At 68.6% G+C, this 15085-nt stretch carries 14 protein-coding genes and 1 pseudogene; all 15 read right to left on the bottom strand.

All coding sequences use genetic code 11. From position 1 onward, the window contains the following. Positions 1-10: 10 nt before the first annotated feature. The 15 genes and pseudogenes from nuoK to mqnC all read right to left on the bottom strand — a co-directional run bounded on the left by nuoK (position 11) and on the right by mqnC (position 15082). The gene (nuoK, locus tag Ahu01nite_RS13545) at positions 11-310 is read right to left on the bottom strand and encodes an NADH-quinone oxidoreductase subunit NuoK (RefSeq protein WP_023357573.1); all 300 of its coding nucleotides are present in this window, start codon (positions 308-310) and stop codon (positions 11-13) included. Then, the gene (locus tag Ahu01nite_RS13540) at positions 307-1077 is read right to left on the bottom strand and encodes an NADH-quinone oxidoreductase subunit J (protein WP_203836844.1); all 771 of its coding nucleotides are present in this window, start codon (positions 1075-1077) and stop codon (positions 307-309) included. Before Ahu01nite_RS13540 ends, nuoK begins: the two co-directional genes overlap by 4 nt. 46 nt (positions 1078-1123) lie before the next feature. Continuing rightward, a pseudogene (gene nuoI / locus Ahu01nite_RS13535) lies at positions 1124-1679 on the bottom strand (NADH-quinone oxidoreductase subunit NuoI); the annotation flags it as partial. A 1-nt stretch (position 1680) separates the two neighbouring features. Next, positions 1681-3066: an NADH-quinone oxidoreductase subunit NuoH gene (nuoH, locus tag Ahu01nite_RS13530; RefSeq protein WP_203836842.1), complete on the bottom strand. Its 1386-nt coding sequence runs from the start codon at positions 3064-3066 to the stop codon at positions 1681-1683. Then, positions 3063-5537, bottom strand: coding sequence for an NADH-quinone oxidoreductase subunit G (locus tag Ahu01nite_RS13525; protein ID WP_203836841.1), 2475 nt, complete (start codon positions 5535-5537; stop codon positions 3063-3065). The genes nuoH and Ahu01nite_RS13525 overlap by 4 nt, the downstream gene beginning before the upstream one ends. After that, entirely contained in the window at positions 5537-6853 is a 1317-nt protein-coding gene (gene nuoF / locus Ahu01nite_RS13520; protein WP_203836840.1) for an NADH-quinone oxidoreductase subunit NuoF, read from the bottom strand. Before nuoF ends, Ahu01nite_RS13525 begins: the two co-directional genes overlap by 1 nt. Next, a complete protein-coding gene (gene nuoE / locus Ahu01nite_RS13515; RefSeq protein ID WP_203836839.1) occupies positions 6850-7962 on the bottom strand; it encodes an NADH-quinone oxidoreductase subunit NuoE in 1113 nt (370 codons plus the stop codon). Before nuoE ends, nuoF begins: the two co-directional genes overlap by 4 nt. Continuing rightward, positions 7963-9288, bottom strand: coding sequence for an NADH-quinone oxidoreductase subunit D (locus Ahu01nite_RS13510; RefSeq protein WP_203836838.1), 1326 nt, complete (start codon positions 9286-9288; stop codon positions 7963-7965). Next, a complete protein-coding gene (locus Ahu01nite_RS13505) occupies positions 9285-9983 on the bottom strand; it encodes an NADH-quinone oxidoreductase subunit C (RefSeq protein ID WP_203836837.1) in 699 nt (232 codons plus the stop codon). The genes Ahu01nite_RS13510 and Ahu01nite_RS13505 overlap by 4 nt, the downstream gene beginning before the upstream one ends. Then, positions 9980-10651, bottom strand: a complete 672-nt coding sequence (locus tag Ahu01nite_RS13500) for a NuoB/complex I 20 kDa subunit family protein (protein ID WP_203836836.1) — start codon at positions 10649-10651, stop codon at positions 9980-9982. The genes Ahu01nite_RS13505 and Ahu01nite_RS13500 overlap by 4 nt, the downstream gene beginning before the upstream one ends. Positions 10652-10661: 10 nt before the next feature. Further along, positions 10662-11027 (bottom strand): NADH-quinone oxidoreductase subunit A, encoded by a 366-nt coding sequence (locus Ahu01nite_RS13495; protein ID WP_067494557.1) that lies wholly within the window; start codon positions 11025-11027, stop codon positions 10662-10664. Positions 11028-11105: 78 nt separating this feature from the next. After that, a complete protein-coding gene (locus Ahu01nite_RS13490) occupies positions 11106-12386 on the bottom strand; it encodes a geranylgeranyl reductase family protein (RefSeq protein WP_203836835.1) in 1281 nt (426 codons plus the stop codon). Between the two features lie 112 nt (positions 12387-12498). Next, a complete protein-coding gene (locus Ahu01nite_RS13485) occupies positions 12499-12792 on the bottom strand; it encodes a hypothetical protein (protein WP_203836834.1) in 294 nt (97 codons plus the stop codon). A gap of 49 nt (positions 12793-12841) precedes the next feature. Continuing rightward, entirely contained in the window at positions 12842-13537 is a 696-nt protein-coding gene (locus Ahu01nite_RS13480; protein WP_438874773.1) for a demethylmenaquinone methyltransferase, read from the bottom strand. A gap of 309 nt (positions 13538-13846) precedes the next feature. Further along, positions 13847-15082, bottom strand: a complete 1236-nt coding sequence (mqnC, locus tag Ahu01nite_RS13475; RefSeq protein ID WP_203836832.1) for a cyclic dehypoxanthinyl futalosine synthase — start codon at positions 15080-15082, stop codon at positions 13847-13849. Positions 15083-15085 lie beyond the last annotated feature (3 nt).

Genomic DNA, 15085 nt, shown 5'->3' with positions numbered 1-15085 from the left:
GACGGCCCCTTTAGTACTTGAGGAGGTTGGCGTCGTCGACACTCGCGGACCGCCGGGTCCGGAAGATCGACATGATGATCGCCAGCCCGACCACAACCTCGGCAGCCGCCACGACCATCACGAAGAACGAGATGATCTGGCCGTCGAGGGTGCCGTTGATCCGGCTGAAGGTGACCAGCGCGAGGTTCGCCGCGTTCAGCATCAGCTCGATGCACATGAACAGGACGATCGCGTTGCGGCGCACGAGCACACCGGCGGCGCCGATGGTGAAAAGTATCGCCGCCAGTACGAGGTAATAATCTGGTGTCACTTCTCTGTCCTCTTCGGTGCGGCCTCGTCAGCCGTCAGCTCACGAACCGGAAGGATCGGCGAGAGGGTGCGCTCGGAGCCGTTGCCGTCCGGCAGGCGGCCCGGCGCGGCGACCGACATGGTGTTGGCGTAGACGCCCGGGCCCGCCTTGGGACCGGGGTAGTTACCGGGCCGGAAGCGCGCCTTCATGCGCGTGACCTGGTCCGCGACATCCGCCTTGGCCCGCTCCACGTGCGCGAGCACCATCGCGCCGACCGCCGCCGTGATGAGCAGCGCGGACGTGACCTCGAAGGCGAAGACGTACTTGGTGAACAGCAGCTTGGCGATGCCCTGCACGTTGCCGGCCGAGTTGGCGTCGGCGAGCCCGGCCACGGCGGTGTCACCCAGCGAACGGGCGAGCCCGGTCGCGATCAGGATGCCGAAACCGGCGCCGAGCAGGACCGCCGCGACCCGCTGGCCCCGCAGGGTCTCGATCAGCGAGTCGGAGGCGTCCCGGCCGACGAGCATGAGCACGAAGAGGAACAGCATCATGATCGCGCCGGTGTAGACGATGATCTGCACCGCGCCGAGGAAAGGCGCGCCGTTGATCACGTAGATGAAGCCCAGGTTGAGCATCGTCACGACGAGCCAGAGCGCCGAGTGCACCGCGTTGCGCGACAGCACCGTGCCGAGGCCGCCGATGACCGCGAGCGTACCGAGGATCCAGAACGCCCAGGCCTCACCCGTGGAGACCTGCGCGCCTGCCGCGGCGGCGACGACCTCGTTCATCGGGCCGCCTCCTTCGCGGCCTCACCCGTGGAGTCGGCGGCGTCGTGCGTACCCGTGTCGGACCAGGTGGCCCGCTCGGCGCCGGCCGATGTGCCGGGGTTGGTCAGCGCACCGAGGTAGTAGTCCTTGTCGGTGTCGCCGAGACGCATCGGGTGCGGCGGCTGCTCCATGCCCTCGAGCAGCGGCGCCAGCAGCTCCTTCTTGGTGAAGATGAGGTCCTGGCGGTTGTCGCGGGCCAGCTCGTACTCGTTGCTCATGGTCAGCGAACGGGTCGGGCAGGCCTCGATGCAGAGCCCGCAGAAGATGCAGCGGGCGTAGTTGATCTGGTAGATGCTCGCGTAGCGCTCACCGGGCGAGAAGCGCTCCTCGTCGGTGTTGTTGCCGCCCTCGACGTAGATCGCGTCGGCCGGGCAGGCCCAGGCGCACAGCTCGCAGCCGATGCACTTCTCCAGGCCGTCCGGGTGCCGGTTGAGGATGTGCCGCCCGTGGAAACGCGGGGCCGGCGTCGGCGGTGTGAACGGGTAGTCGGTGGTGATGACCTTGCGGAACATGTGCGCGAAGGTCACCCCGAAGCCCTTGAACGAGCCGGTGAACGTACCCACGTCACACCTCCTTCTCTGCATCGGGGGCGCCGTCGTCGTCGCCCGCGGCGCCGACCGTTGCCGGCTGGCGTTCGGCGACCGCGCGGCGGGCGCGTGGGCTGGGTGGGACCTGCAGATCCATCGGGGGCACCGGGAAGCTGCCCGGTGGCCGCGCCGCGAGCTGCTCCTCGATGGAGTAGACCCGTTCCTTCTTGCTCGCCGGCCAGAGCAGCGCGATGCCGAGCACGATCACCGCGGCCACGATGTAGACCAGGTAGCGCTGGCCACCGTCGATCTTGTCCTGGGTGACCCGCACCCCGGCCAGGAAGAGGATCCAGATCAGGCTGGCGGGGATGAGCCCCTTCCAGCCGAACCGCATGAACTGGTCGTAGCGCATCCGGGGCAGCGTCGCCCGCAGCCAGATGAAGCCGAAGAGCAGGATGAGGATCTTGCCGAACCACCAGAGCAGCGGCCACCAGCCGGAGTTGGCGCCCTCCCAGAACGTGGTGATCGGGGCCGGGGCACGCCATCCGCCGAGGAACAGCGTGGTCGCGAACGCCGAGACGGTGATCATGTTGATGTACTCGGCGAGGAAGAACAGCGCGAACTTGAACGACGAGTACTCCGTGTGGAAACCACCGACCAGCTCCGACTCCGCCTCGGGCAGGTCGAACGGGGCGCGGTTGGTCTCGCCGACCGCCGCGATGCAGTAGATGACGAAGCTGGGGAGCAGCAGGACGGCGTACCAGCTGGGTGCCGTCGGGTTCCAGCCCAGGATGTCGAAGCTGGTCGAACCGTTGCCGGCCTGCGCCTTGACGATCTGCGACGTCGACATCGTCCCGGCCGTCATGAAGACCGCCACGATCGACAGCCCCATCGCAACCTCGTACGAGATCATCTGCGCACTCGACCGCAGCCCGCCGAGCAGCGGGTACGTCGACCCGGACGCCCATCCGGCGAGCACCACGCCGTACACGCTCATCGAGGAGCAGGCGAGCAGCACGAGCACCGAGACCGGCACGTCCGTGAGCTGCAGCGCCGTGTGATGGCCGAAGATCGACACGACCGGGCCGAACGGGATGACCGCGAAAGCCGTGAACGCGCAGGTCGCGGAGATCACCGGGGCGATGAAGTAGACCACCTTGTCGGCGGTCTTCGGGATGATCTCCTCCTTGAACGGCAGCTTGACGCCGTCCGTGAGGCTCTGCAACCAGCCCTTGGGCCCGACCTGGTTGGGGCCCGGCCGGACCGCCATCCGGGCCACGACCTTGCGCTCGTAGACGATGGTGAACAGCGTCAGCAGCAGCAGGACGACGAAGACGGCGAACAGCTTGATCAGCGTGATCCACCAGACGTCGTTCTCGAACGTCTGCAGCGTCGGATCCTGCGCCGCGGCGAGGATGTTCATCGGTTGGCCCCCTGCGCCAGGATCGGACCGGGCTTGACGACCGAGAGCCGCACGACGGCTCCGGACGTGACCCCGAGGCTGCGCCGCAGCGTGGAGCCCGGCGAGTTCGTCGGCAGCCACACGACCTGCGGCGGCAGTTCGGTGATCGCCACCGGCAGGGTGATCGCGCCGCGGTCGGTGCCGACCGTGACGGCGTCGCCGTCGGCCACCGCGAGCGACTCGGCCAGGTCCTTGCCGATCCGCACCACCGGCGGGCGGGCCGTCCCGGCGAGCACCTCGTCGCCGTCGAGCAGCGACCCGTTGTCGATCAGGTGGTGCCAGGAGGCGAGCACGGCCTCGTCCTTGCCCGGCTTGGGCAGGCTGCCCGCACCGAGCGCGGGCTGTGCCGGGCGGGCCGACCCGCTGGCCGGCATCGCGCCGAGCTCGCGGCGGATCGCCCCGACATCGCCGGTGCCGAGCGTGACGTCCATCAGGGCGCCGATCGCCTCGAGCACCCGGCCGTCGGTCATCGCGCCGGTCGGCAGCACGGTCTCGAAGGTGCGCAGGCGCCCCTCCCAGTCCATGAAGGTGCCGGACTTCTCCGCGGCCGGTGCGATCGGCAGCACCACGTCAGCGCGCCGGGTCACGGCGCTGTGCCGCAGCTCGACGCTGACCAGGAACGGCACCGCGTCGAGGGCCTGCTCGGCCAGCCGCGGGTCGGCGAGGTCGGCGGGGTCGACACCCGCCAGCAGCAGTGCGCCGAGCGTGCCGTCCGCGGCAGCCGCGACGATCGCGTCCGTGTCGCGGCCGACCGTCGCCGGCAGCGAGCCGGTCTCGAGATCCCAGGCCGTCGTGAGCTCCGCCCGGGCGCCCGCGTCGGTGACCGGGCGGCCACCGGGCAGCAGGTTGGGCAGGCAGCCCGCGTCGACAGCGCCGCGGTCACCCGCGCGCCGCGGCACCCAGGCGAGCCGTGCACCGGTCCTCGCGGCGAGCGACGCGGCGGCGGAGAGCCCACCGGGCACGCTCGCGAGCCGCTCCCCCACGATCAGGAGCGATCCCGGCTCGGAAAGCGCGGCGGCTACCGTCGCGTCGGTGCCAAGCAGTCGTGCCTCGTCACCGGGCACGGCGGCGACCAGGGTCGCGGCGAGCTTCTCGAAGCCGCGGCTCAGGAACGGCGCCACCGCCGTCACCTTGAGCGACTTCTTCCCGTGCCCCTTGCGCAGGCGCAGGAAGAGGATCGGGCACTCCTCCTCGGGCTCGAGCCCGACGATGACCGCCGAGGGCGCGTCCTCGACGTCCTCGTAAGTGACGTCGGTGACCCCGGCGACCGAGGCTGCCAGGAAGTCGGCCTCCTCGACGGAGAGCGGACGGGCCCGGAAATCGATGTCATTGGTGCCGAGCGCGACACGGGCGAATTTCGCGTACGCGTACGCGTCCTCCACCGTGAGCCGCCCGCCCGTGAGCACCCCGACGCCCCGGCCCTTCGCCGCGGTCAGCCCCTCGGCCGCGGCGAGCAGCGCCTCGGACCAGGAAGCGTCGCGCAGCTCGCCGGTGTCGGCGTCGCGGATCAGCGGCGTGGTGATGCGGTCGTTGGCGGTGGTGTAGCGGAAGCCCCACCGGCCCTTGTCGCAGTTCCACTCCTCGTTGACCGCCGCGTCGTCACCGGCCAGCCGGCGCAGCACCTTGCCGCGGCGGTGGTCGGCACGGATCGCGCAGCCCGCGGAGCAGTGCTCGCACGCCGTCGGCGAGGAGACCAGGTCGAACGGGCGGGCCCGGAACCTGTACTGCTCGCCGGTCAGCGCGCCGACCGGGCAGATCTGGATCGTGTTGCCGGAGAAGTACGAGTTGAACGCGACGTCACCCGGACCGTCACCGACCTGCCCGTCCCCGGTGCCGTCGCCGCCGAAGAAGTCATCGCGGTAGACGTTGATCTGCTCGCCGGACGAGCGGTCCATCAGGTCGATGAACTTGTCGCCGGCGATCTCCTCGGAGAAGCGGGTGCAGCGCTGGCAGAGGATGCACCGCTCGCGGTCCAGCAGCACCTGGCTGGAGATGTGGATCGGCTTCTCGTACTCGCGCTTGTGCTCGTGGAACCGCGACTCCGTGCGCCCGCTGCTCATCGCCTGGTTCTGCAGCGGGCACTCACCGCCCTTGTCGCAGGTCGGGCAGTCGAGCGGGTGGTTGGCCAGCAGCAGCTCCATCACGCCGCCCTGCGCCTTCGCGGCGACCGGCGAGCTGAGCTGGGTCTTGACCACCATGCCCTCGGCGACCGTCTGCGTGCAGGAGGCGACCGGCTTGCGCTGTCCCTCCACCTCCACCAGGCACTGCCGGCAGGCACCGGCCGGGGCCAGCAGCGGGTGGTCGCAGAACCGCGGGATCGCGATGCCCATCCGCTCGGCGACGCGGATGACGAGCTCGCCCTTGGCAGCCGTCACCTCCACGCCGTCGATGGAGAGCGTGACCTCATCGGTCTTCTTGGCGACGTCGGTCATCAGTGAGCACCTACCAAGGTCTTCGCGGACAGCCGCGGGGCCGTCCGCCCCTCGATGTAGCCGAGGTAGTCGTCCCGGAAGAACTTCAGCGTGGACATGACCGGGGTCGCCGCGCCGTCACCCAGACCGCAGAACGAGCGGCCGAAGATGTTGTCCGCGGTGTCCTGGAGGGTGTCCAGGTCCTGGACGGTGCCCTCGCCGGAGAGGATCCGGCGGTACGTGCGCACCATCCAGTAGTTGCCCTCGCGGCACGGAGTGCACTTGCCGCAGGACTCGTGGTGATAGAACTCCAGCCAGCGCCAGGTGGCGTACACCGGGCAGTCCTGGTCGGAGAAGATCTGCATCGCGGTCGTGCCGAGGATCGACCCGGCCGCGGCGACCCCCTCGAAGTCCATCGCCGTGTCGATGTGGTCGGCGGTGAGCAACGGGGTGGACGAGCCGCCCGGGGTCCAGAACTTGAGTTCGTGACCCTCCTGCATGCCGCCCGCGAGCTCGATCAGCTCCCGCAGCGTGATGCCGAGGCCGCACTCGTACTGACCCGGGTTCTTCACCCGGCCGGAGAGCGAGTAGATCATCGGGCCGGCCGACTTCTCGGTGCCCATGCTCTTCCACCAGGCCGCACCGCCGAGCACGATGTACGGCACCGAGGCGATGGTCCCGACGTTGTTGACCACCGTCGGGCTCGCGTACAGGCCGGCCACCGCGGGGAAGGGCGGGCGCAGCCGGGGCTGGCCGCGGAACCCCTCGAGCGAGTCGAGCAGCGCCGTCTCCTCGCCGCAGATGTACGCCCCGGCACCGCTGTGGATCACGAGGTCCAGGTCGAACCCGGAGCCGAGGATGTTCTCGCCGAGGTAACCCTTGGCGTACGCCTCGTTGACCGCGTGCCGCAGCCGCCGTGCCGCGTGCACCGCCTCGCCCCGGATGTAGATGAACGCCCGGCTCGCACGGATCGCGTAAGCGGCGATGATCGCGCCCTCGATCAGCGAGTGCGGGTCGTACGTCATCAGCGGGACGTCCTTGCAGGTGCCCGGCTCGCCCTCGTCGGCGTTGATGACGAGGTAGTGCGGCTTGCCGTCGCCCTGCGGGATGAAGCTCCACTTGAGGCCGGTGGGGAAGCCCGCGCCGCCCCGGCCGCGCAGCCCGGAGTCCTTGATCAGCGCGATCAGATCGTCGGGGTGCACCTCGAGCGCCTTGCGCACCGCGGCGTACCCATCAAGTTGTTCGTAGTTCTCGATCTTCCAGGCGTCGGGCGAGAGCCAGCGCTTGGTGAGGACAGGGGTTAGTTTTTGGAGAACCTCACGCCTGGGCTGAGTCACTTTGTCTCCTCGTCCGAGCCTTTTCGGCTTGGGTTTTCCGCCGCGGGTGAGGCACTGCTGTCACCGGCTGGCTTGCCATCGCCGGCGGGCTGGTTGGCCGCCACCCCCGCCGACTCGGCCGGGTTCTGCGGCGCGGCGCCGGATTCGGGGAGCCCCGTCTTCGCGGTTCCCGTCGCGGGCGTCGATGCGGTGGTGTTGCGCTGCTCGGCCGTGCGTACCTCGGGGTCCTTGACGTCCCCCGCCTTGCGGTGCTCGACCCGCTCCTCGACCTTGCCCACAACGGCCTTGACCGCGTGAGCCGCCTTCGCGACGAAGCCCTCTTTGGCCGGAGTCGCGGGTGCGTTCGGTCCGGGGTCCTTAACGGCCTTGGCGGACTCGTCACGGGCGGGCTTGGTCGTCGGGATCGCGGTGTCGATATTGAAGTCGGCGACCGCGACGCCGTGCTCCTGCGCCAGGCTCACACCCCGCAGCGACGGCGCACCGGCCCGGCCGTCGGCGACCGCGCCCTCCCGCTCGTCGGCGAAACCGGCGAGCTGGATCTGCATCTCCTTGAGCGTGCAGATCCGGGAACCGCGGGCCGGCGTGGGACGCTCACCGCGACGCAGCTGCTCGGCCAGCTCCACCGCCGCGGCGGGTGTGGCCTGGTCGATCGCGTAGTCGTAGTTGACCGTCACGACCGGCGCGTAGTCACAGGCCGCGAGGCACTCGGCGTGCTCCAGCGTGATCGAGCCGTCCGCCGTGGTCTCGTCGTGGCCGACACCCAGGTGCTCGACGAGGCCGTCGTAGACCTCCTGCCCGCCCAGCACGTTGCACAGGGTGTTCGTGCAGACGCTGATCAGGTAGTCGCCGGTCGGCCGGCGCTTGTACATCGTGTAGAAGGTCGCCACCGCGCCGACCTGCGCCTTGTTGATGCGCAGGATCTCGGCGCAGAACGCCACGCCGCCGGGGGTGACGTAGCCGTCCTCGGTCTGCACGAGGTGCAGCAGGGGCAGCAGCGCGGAGCGTTCCCGGCCCGCGGGATAGCGGGCGAGGATCTCCAGCGCCGGGGCGAGGAGCTTGTCGGCGAGCGGCGTCGCTGCCGGGGAGAATTCCAGCGTTGTGTCGGACATCTATCGGTCACACCCACCCATCACGGGATCCAGGGAGGCGCCACCGGCGATGACGTCGGCCAGCAGCGCACCTTCGGCCATCGCTGGGATGGCCTGCAGGTTCACAAAACTCGGATCGCGCATGTGCACGCGGTACGGATGCGTGCCCCCATCGGAGACGGCGTGGACGCCGAGCTCTCCGCGCGGGGACTCGATGCCGACGTACACCTGGCCCGGGGGAACCCGGAAACCTTCGGTCACGAGCTTGAAGTGGTGGATCAGCGACTCCATCGACTGACCCATGATCTTGGCGACGTGCTCCAGCGAGTTGCCCATGCCGTCGACGCCGATGGCCAGCTGGGCCGGCCACGCGATCTTCTTGTCGGCGATCATGACCGGGCCGGGGGTCAGCTTGTCCAGCGCCTGCTCGACGAGCTTCAGCGACTCCCGGATCTCCGCCATCCGGACCAGGTAGCGGCCCCAGACGTCGGCGGTCTGCGCGGTCGGCACGTCGAACTCGTAGTTCTCGTAGTCGCTGTAGGGCATCGTCTTGCGCAGGTCCCAGGCGAGGCCCGAGGCGCGCAGCACCGGTCCGGTGACGCCCAGCGACAGGCAGCCGGTCACATCGAGAACGCCGACACCCTGCGTACGCTCCTGCCAGATGATCTGGCCGGACAGCATTGCCTCGTACTCCTTGAGCTTCTTCGGCATGTAGACGAGGAAGTCGCGGATCTTCTTGATCGCCGAGGCGGGCACGTCCTGGGCGACGCCGCCGGGACGGAAGTACGCGTGGTTCATCCGCAGCCCGGTGGTCTCCTCGAAGATGTCGAGGATGTACTCGCGTTCGCGGAAGCCGTACAGCATCATCGAGATCGCGCCGAGCTCCATGCCCGTGGTGGCGATCCACACCAGGTGCGACGAGATCCGGTTGAGCTCCATGAACAGCAGCCGGATCGTCCGCGCCCGATCGGTGATCTGCTCCTCGATGCCGAGCAGCTTCTCGACCGCGAAGACGTACGCCGCCTCGTTGAACAGCGGCGCCAGATAGTCGGCGCGGGTGACGAACGTCGTGCCCTGGGTCCAGTTCCGGTATTCGAGGTTCTTCTCGATGCCGGTGTGCAGATATCCGATGACCGGGCGGGCCTCCGTGACGGTCTCGCCCTCGAGCTCGAGGACGAGCCGGAGCACGCCGTGCGTCGACGGGTGCTGCGGACCCATGTTGACAACGATCTTCTCGTTGCTGAGCGGGTCGATGCTGCCCGTGACCGTGTCCCAGTCGCCACCCGTGACGGTGAAGACGCGGCCCTCGGTGGTTTCGCGTTCGGTTGCGTATCCGGAAGTTGTCACTGGTAGACCCTCCGCTGGTCGGGAGGCGGAATCACGGCGCCCTTGTACTCGACGGGCACGCCGCCGAGCGGGTAGTCCTTGCGCTGCGGGTGGCCTTCCCAGTCGTCCGGCATGAGGATCCGGGTGAGGTTGGGGTGGCCCTCGAAGACGATGCCGAACATGTCGTACGTCTCCCGCTCCTGCCAGTCGGCGGTCGGGTAGACGGCGGTGACGCTGGGGACCGGGGTCCCGGGGGCCACGGCGACCTCCAGGCGGACCCGGCGGCGGTACGTCAGCGACGTCAGGTGGTAAGCGACGTGCAACCGGCGGTTGTCGGAGCCGAGATAGTCCACACCGGACACCGACGAGCAGAGCTCGAAGCGCAGGGACTCGTCGTCCCGCATGATCTGGCACACCTCGGCGATCCGCTCCGGCGCGATGTGCAGGGTGAGCTCGCCACGGTCGACGATCACCTTCTCCACCGCGTCGGCGAAGGCCGGGTAGGCCTCCTCCAGCGCGTCGTGCACCTCGTCGAAGTAACCGCCGAAGGGCCGGGGGCTGTCGGCGTCGACCGGCCGGCGCCGGACCAGGCCACCGAAACCGGAGACGTCGCCGGTGCCGTGGATGCCGAACATGCCCTTGTCGGGACTCGCCGGGGTCTGTGCCGGGGCGCCCAGGTTCGCGCCTGCCGGTTCGGCGTTGGGTTCGACGCTCACTTTCCACCCTCCCGCAGGTGCGGCTGGAGCTTCATCCAGTTCTCGATGCGGAGCTGCTCCTCGCGGCCTTCCTTGACGGCCTGCGTCCACTCCGCACGGCGCACCTTGTCGGCGCGGTAGGAGGAGGGCATCGCGCCGGGGGCCACGATCGGGACGTCGCCGCGCTCGCGCCGGGCCTCGAGCATCTTGCGCCCGTTGGGGCCGAGCGGCGTGGCCATGACCTTCTCGCGCATCTTGAGGATGGCGTCGATCAGCATCTCCGGCCGCGGCGGGCAACCCGGCAGGTAGATGTCGACCGGGACGATGTGGTCGACGCCCTGCACGATCGCGTAGTTGTTGAACATGCCGCCCGAGGAGGCGCAGACGCCCATCGAGATGACCGAGCGGGGCTCCGGCATCTGGTCGTAGATCTGGCGCACGACGGGGGCCATCTTCTGGCTGACCCGGCCCGCGACGATCATCAGGTCGGCCTGGCGGGGCGAGGCCCGGAAGACCTCCATGCCCCAGCGACCCAGGTCGTAGTGGGGACCACCCGCCGCCATCATCTCGATGGCGCAGCAGGCCAGTCCGAAGGTCGCGCCCCAGAACGACGACTTGCGCGCCCAGTTGGACAGTTTCTCGACCGACGTAAGCAGGATGCCGCTGGGGAGTTTCTCTTCGATTCCCATAGCGCGCCTCTCAGTCCCAGTTGAGGCCGCCGCGTCGCCACACATACGTGTAGGCGATGAAGACGGTGACGATGAAGAGGACCATCTCGACAAACCCGAAGAGGCCCAGCGCCTCGAAGTTGACGGCCCACGGGTAAAGGAAGATCGTCTCGATGTCGAAGACGATGAACAGCATCGCGGTCAGATAGAACTTCACCGGGAACCGACCGCCGCCGATGGGCTGCGGGGCCGGTTCGATGCCGCACTCGTACGCCTCGAGCTTGGCTCTGTTGTAACGCTTGGGACCGACGATCGGGGCGATCGACACCGAGAAGAGGGCGAAGAGCGCGCCGAGGATCAGCAGCCCGACGATCGGTACGTAGGGATTGAGCGTCATACCGTCTCCTGCTCGACTGTTAGCCGCTTCACACTATTTGTGTGCTTTTGCCTGTTGTCGACCGGGGTGCCCGGATTTCTACACCGCCGGTGCCACCTTCGTAAGCGCATTGATGACCCGGTCCATGGCGTCGCCGTCCCGGGGGTCAGTGAGGTTCGCGAGCAGCTTCAGAACGAAGCGCATCAGCGTGGGGTGGGGCATGCCGTGCTTGGTGGCGAGCCGCATGATCTGCGGGTTGCCGATCAGCTTCACGAAGATGCCACCGACGCGGTAGTAGCCGCCGAACCGGTCCTTGAGCTCGGCCGGATACGCTTGCAGGGCCCGCTCGCGGTCGGCACCAGCGGCCCGCGCGAGCGCCTGCACGGCGACCTCCGCGGCCAGCTCGCCCGACTCCATCGCGTAGGCGATGCCCTCGCCGTTCATCGGGTTGACCATGCCGCCCGAGTCGCCGACCAGCAGCATCCCGCGGGTGTAGTGCGGCACCCGGTTGAAGCCCATCGGCAGCGCCGCGCCCAGGATCGGGCCGTCGGCGTTGGCCTCGTCGCGCATCCCCCAGTCCTCGGGGGTGGTGGCGAGCCAGTCGGTGAGCAGCGACTTGTAATTGGTCTTGCCGAACGCCGTGGACGAGTTGAGGATGCCGAGGCCGACGTTGACCCGGCCGTCACCGAGCCCGAAGATCCAGCCGTAGCCGGGCAGCAGGCGGTCCGGGTTCTGGGCGCTGCGCAGCTCCAGCCAGGACTCGAGGTAGTTGTCGCCGTCCCAGCCGGGCGCGTTGTAGTAGCGCCGGACCGCGACGCCGAGCGGGCGGTCATCGCGCTTGGCGAGCCCCATCGCGAGCGGGAGCTTGCCGGACACCCCGTCCGCCGCGACGACGAGCGGAGCCCGATACTGAACGGGCTCCTTACCGGGACCGACCTTGGCCTCGACCCCGATGGCCCTGCCGTCGGCGTCCAGCACCGGGCCCGTGACGTTCACCCCGGTGCGGAGCAGCACCCCGGCCTCGACCGCGCGCTTGGCCAGCATGTCGTCGAAATCGAGGCGGGTACGAACAAGACCGTAGTTGGGGAAGCTGGCGAGATCGGGCCAGTCGAGCTCGAGGCGAACCCCGCCACCGATCACCCGCAGCCCGCGGTTGTGCAGCCAGCCGGCTTTCTCGGAGGTGTCGATGCCCATGCGGACGAGTTGGCGGACGGCCCTCGGAGTGAGTCCGTCGCCACATACTTTCTCCCTGGGGAACTCCGTCTTTTCCAGGAGAAGTACTCTCAGCCCGTGCCTGGCCATGTGGTAGGCCGCAGCGGATCCACCTGGGCCTGCTCCGACCACGATGACGTCAGCCTCGTCAGCGACGATCTCGTTCACGGCACACCTCCGCTTCACTGGACCAGTGAGACTTTCGCTAGTGAAACAGTTCACAAGCTGGTCCGGTTCGGAGTCTAAGACCGGCATCGAGACGGATCAGGGTTAGGGAACCCTAACTGTTTCGTGCTGATGAAATGCCCGCAATGCGAGGATCACTCTCCGTGGATAACGGGACGTCCTCGCACTCGCGCCGGACGGCGTCGACATAGTCGCGGAATCGGCCCTCCAGGACCTCATCCAGCGACTCCACGAGCTCATCCAGGAGCATTTGCGCATACGCGGGATTACTCACCGCAACGGTACGGAGCGCGTCCGCCAGCTTCAGAGCCTTGCGCTCGCCCTCGTCACGATCGTCGATCGGGACGTCGATATCCGCATCGTCGACGGTCAGGTCGATAGTCGTCATACACCGAGCTAACACCCGACAGGCCCACGAAACGGGCTAAAAGCCGTTTTTAGTTCTTTGTGGCGCGGTGCAGGGCGACAACCCCACCGGTCAGATTGCGCCACGCAACCCGCCCCCAGGCGCCCGACTCCTGAATGCGAGCGGCCAGTGCCTCCTGGTCGGGCCAGGCACGAATGGATTCCGCGAGATAGACGTACGCATCGGGGTTGCTCGACACCGCACGCGCGACCGACGGCAGGTTCCGCATCAGATACGACAGGTAGACCGTGCGGAACGCCGCATTGGTGGGGCTGCTGAACTCGCACACCACCATGCGCCCGCCCGACCTGGTCACCCGGGCCAGCTCGCGCAGAGCAGCCCCGGTGTCGACGACGTTGCGCAGGGCGAAGGAGATCGTGACAGCGTCGAACGTGTCGTCGGCGAAGGGCAGCTTGAGCGCGTCCCCGGCGACCAGCGGCACCTTGCGCCCACTGCCCCGCCCGGCCCGCAGCATCCCGGTGGACAGATCCGCACCCACCGCATACGCCCCGGAGCGTTCCAGCTCCTCGGTAGACACCCCGGTGCCGGCGCCGACGTCGAGAACCCGCTCGCCCGGCCGCAGGGCCAGCGCCGCCCGGGTCGCCCGCCGCCAGCCACGGTCCTGCCCGAAGGAGAGCACCGTGTTGGTGAGGTCGTACCGCTGGGCCACGCCGTCGAACATCTCGGCGACCTCATGCGGCTGCTTGTCCAGGTCTGCGCGCGTCACACCACGAGTTTGCCCCACCCGGACACAGAACGGGCGGGATGGTGACCCATCCCGCCCGATCCTTACGCGTTATATATACGACCGCCATCGGTCGGGTCCGCACCCACCCCGCCGGCGGTCAGATGCCTCGGCGACGCTTCATTCTTGCTTGTTACCAGGGCAACGTAACCAGCGAGAACGCGCTGTACCAGAGCCAAACACCCCTCGTTACCGAGGAGCAATCCACCCCTGTTCGGCAGGCCCACGAGAACCTGGCCGATCGGCCGAGCCGGACGGTCGTACGGTCGAGTCAACCCCCCGAACAGGTGGCTACGAGGCCTCGACGAGCGGGAGGTTCTTGCGGCCGCCGCCGGGCATCGCGATCGAGGAGAAGTGCGATGTCACGCGCTCGTCCGTCGGGTCGTCCGCGGGGTTCTCGTGCACCGTGAGGTGGCTGTAGAGGGTGTCACGCTGCGCCGGGGTGCGGCCCGCCGTGCGGATCATCGAGATCAGCTCCATCAGGTTGGAGCGGTGCCGGGCGCCGGCGGAGGAGATGACGTTCTCCTCCAGCATGATCGAGCCGAGGTCGTCCACGCCCATGTGCAGTGACAGCTGGCCGACGTCCTTGCCCGTGGTCAGCCACGAGGACTGCAGGTGGGCGACGTTGTCGAAGAAGAGCCGCGAGACCGCGACGAAGCGCAGGTATTCGATCCGGGTCGCCTGGGTGCGGCCCTTGAGGTGGTTGTTCTCCGGCTGGTAGGTCCAGGGGATGAACGACCGGAAGCCACCGGGGCCGTCCGCCGCCTCGACCGCGGAGTCGACGTAGCCGTTCGCCACGGCCAGGTCCTGCACGTCGCGGATCATGCGGATGTGCTCGATGCGCTCGGTGTTGGTCTCGCCGGTGCCCATCATCATCGTGGCCGTGCTGCTCAGGCCGTTGCGGTGGGCGATGGCCATGACCTCGAGCCAGCGCGCTCCGGACTCCTTGAGCGGCGCGATCGCCTTGCGCGGGCGGTCGGGGAGCATCTCCGCGCCGGCGCCCGCGATCGAGGCGAGACCCGCCGCCTTGATCCGGAGGATCGCGTCCTCGATCGAGACGCCCGAGACCTTGGCCATGTGCAGGATCTCGCTGGGCCCGATCGAGTGGATGACCAGCTGCGGGTAGGCCTGCTTGACCGACGAGAACAGGGTCTCGTAGTACTCGACGCCGTAGTCGGGGTGGTGCCCGCCCTGGAGCATGACCTGGGTGGCACCGAGGTCGACGGCCTCGCCGCAGCGGTGGAGGATCTCCTCCATCGGGTGCGACCAGCCCTCCTGGTGCTTCGGCGCCCGGTAGAACGCACAGAACTTGCACGCCGTGACGCACACGTTCGTGTAGTTGATGTTGCGATCGATGAGGTAGGTGACGATGCCGTCGGGATAACGCCGGCGGCGCACCGCGTCCGCTGCCTCACCGAGGCCGTGGAAGGGCGCGTCGGTGTAGAGCAGCAGTGCCTCCTCGGGCGTGATCCGCCCGCCGTCGGCCGCACGCTGCAGGATGCTGTCGATCTCCGCGTTCACCGTCACGTC

The sequence above is a fragment of the Winogradskya humida genome, assembly GCF_016862215.1.
Taxonomy (GTDB): Bacteria; Actinomycetota; Actinomycetes; order Mycobacteriales; family Micromonosporaceae; genus Actinoplanes; species Actinoplanes humidus.
The sequence above is the reverse complement of the archived record's forward strand: the minus strand, read 5'-3'. Positions and strand labels throughout refer to the sequence as shown.

What these genes read in the sequence shown, in the direction of transcription:
- Ahu01nite_RS13540 (WP_203836844.1), bottom strand. Translation starts at nt 1,077, where the DNA reads ATGAACGAGGTCGTCGCCGCCGCGGCAGGCGCGCAGGTCTCCACGGGT.
- nuoH (WP_203836842.1), bottom strand. Translation starts at nt 3,066, where the DNA reads ATGAACATCCTCGCCGCGGCGCAGGATCCGACGCTGCAGACGTTCGAG.
- Ahu01nite_RS13525 (WP_203836841.1), bottom strand. Translation starts at nt 5,537, where the DNA reads ATGACCGACGTCGCCAAGAAGACCGATGAGGTCACGCTCTCCATCGAC.
- nuoE (WP_203836839.1), bottom strand. Translation starts at nt 7,962, where the DNA reads ATGTCCGACACAACGCTGGAATTCTCCCCGGCAGCGACGCCGCTCGCC.
- Ahu01nite_RS13500 (WP_203836836.1), bottom strand. Translation starts at nt 10,651, where the DNA reads ATGGGAATCGAAGAGAAACTCCCCAGCGGCATCCTGCTTACGTCGGTC.
- Ahu01nite_RS13495 (WP_067494557.1), bottom strand. Translation starts at nt 11,027, where the DNA reads ATGACGCTCAATCCCTACGTACCGATCGTCGGGCTGCTGATCCTCGGC.
- Ahu01nite_RS13485 (WP_203836834.1), bottom strand. Translation starts at nt 12,792, where the DNA reads ATGACGACTATCGACCTGACCGTCGACGATGCGGATATCGACGTCCCG.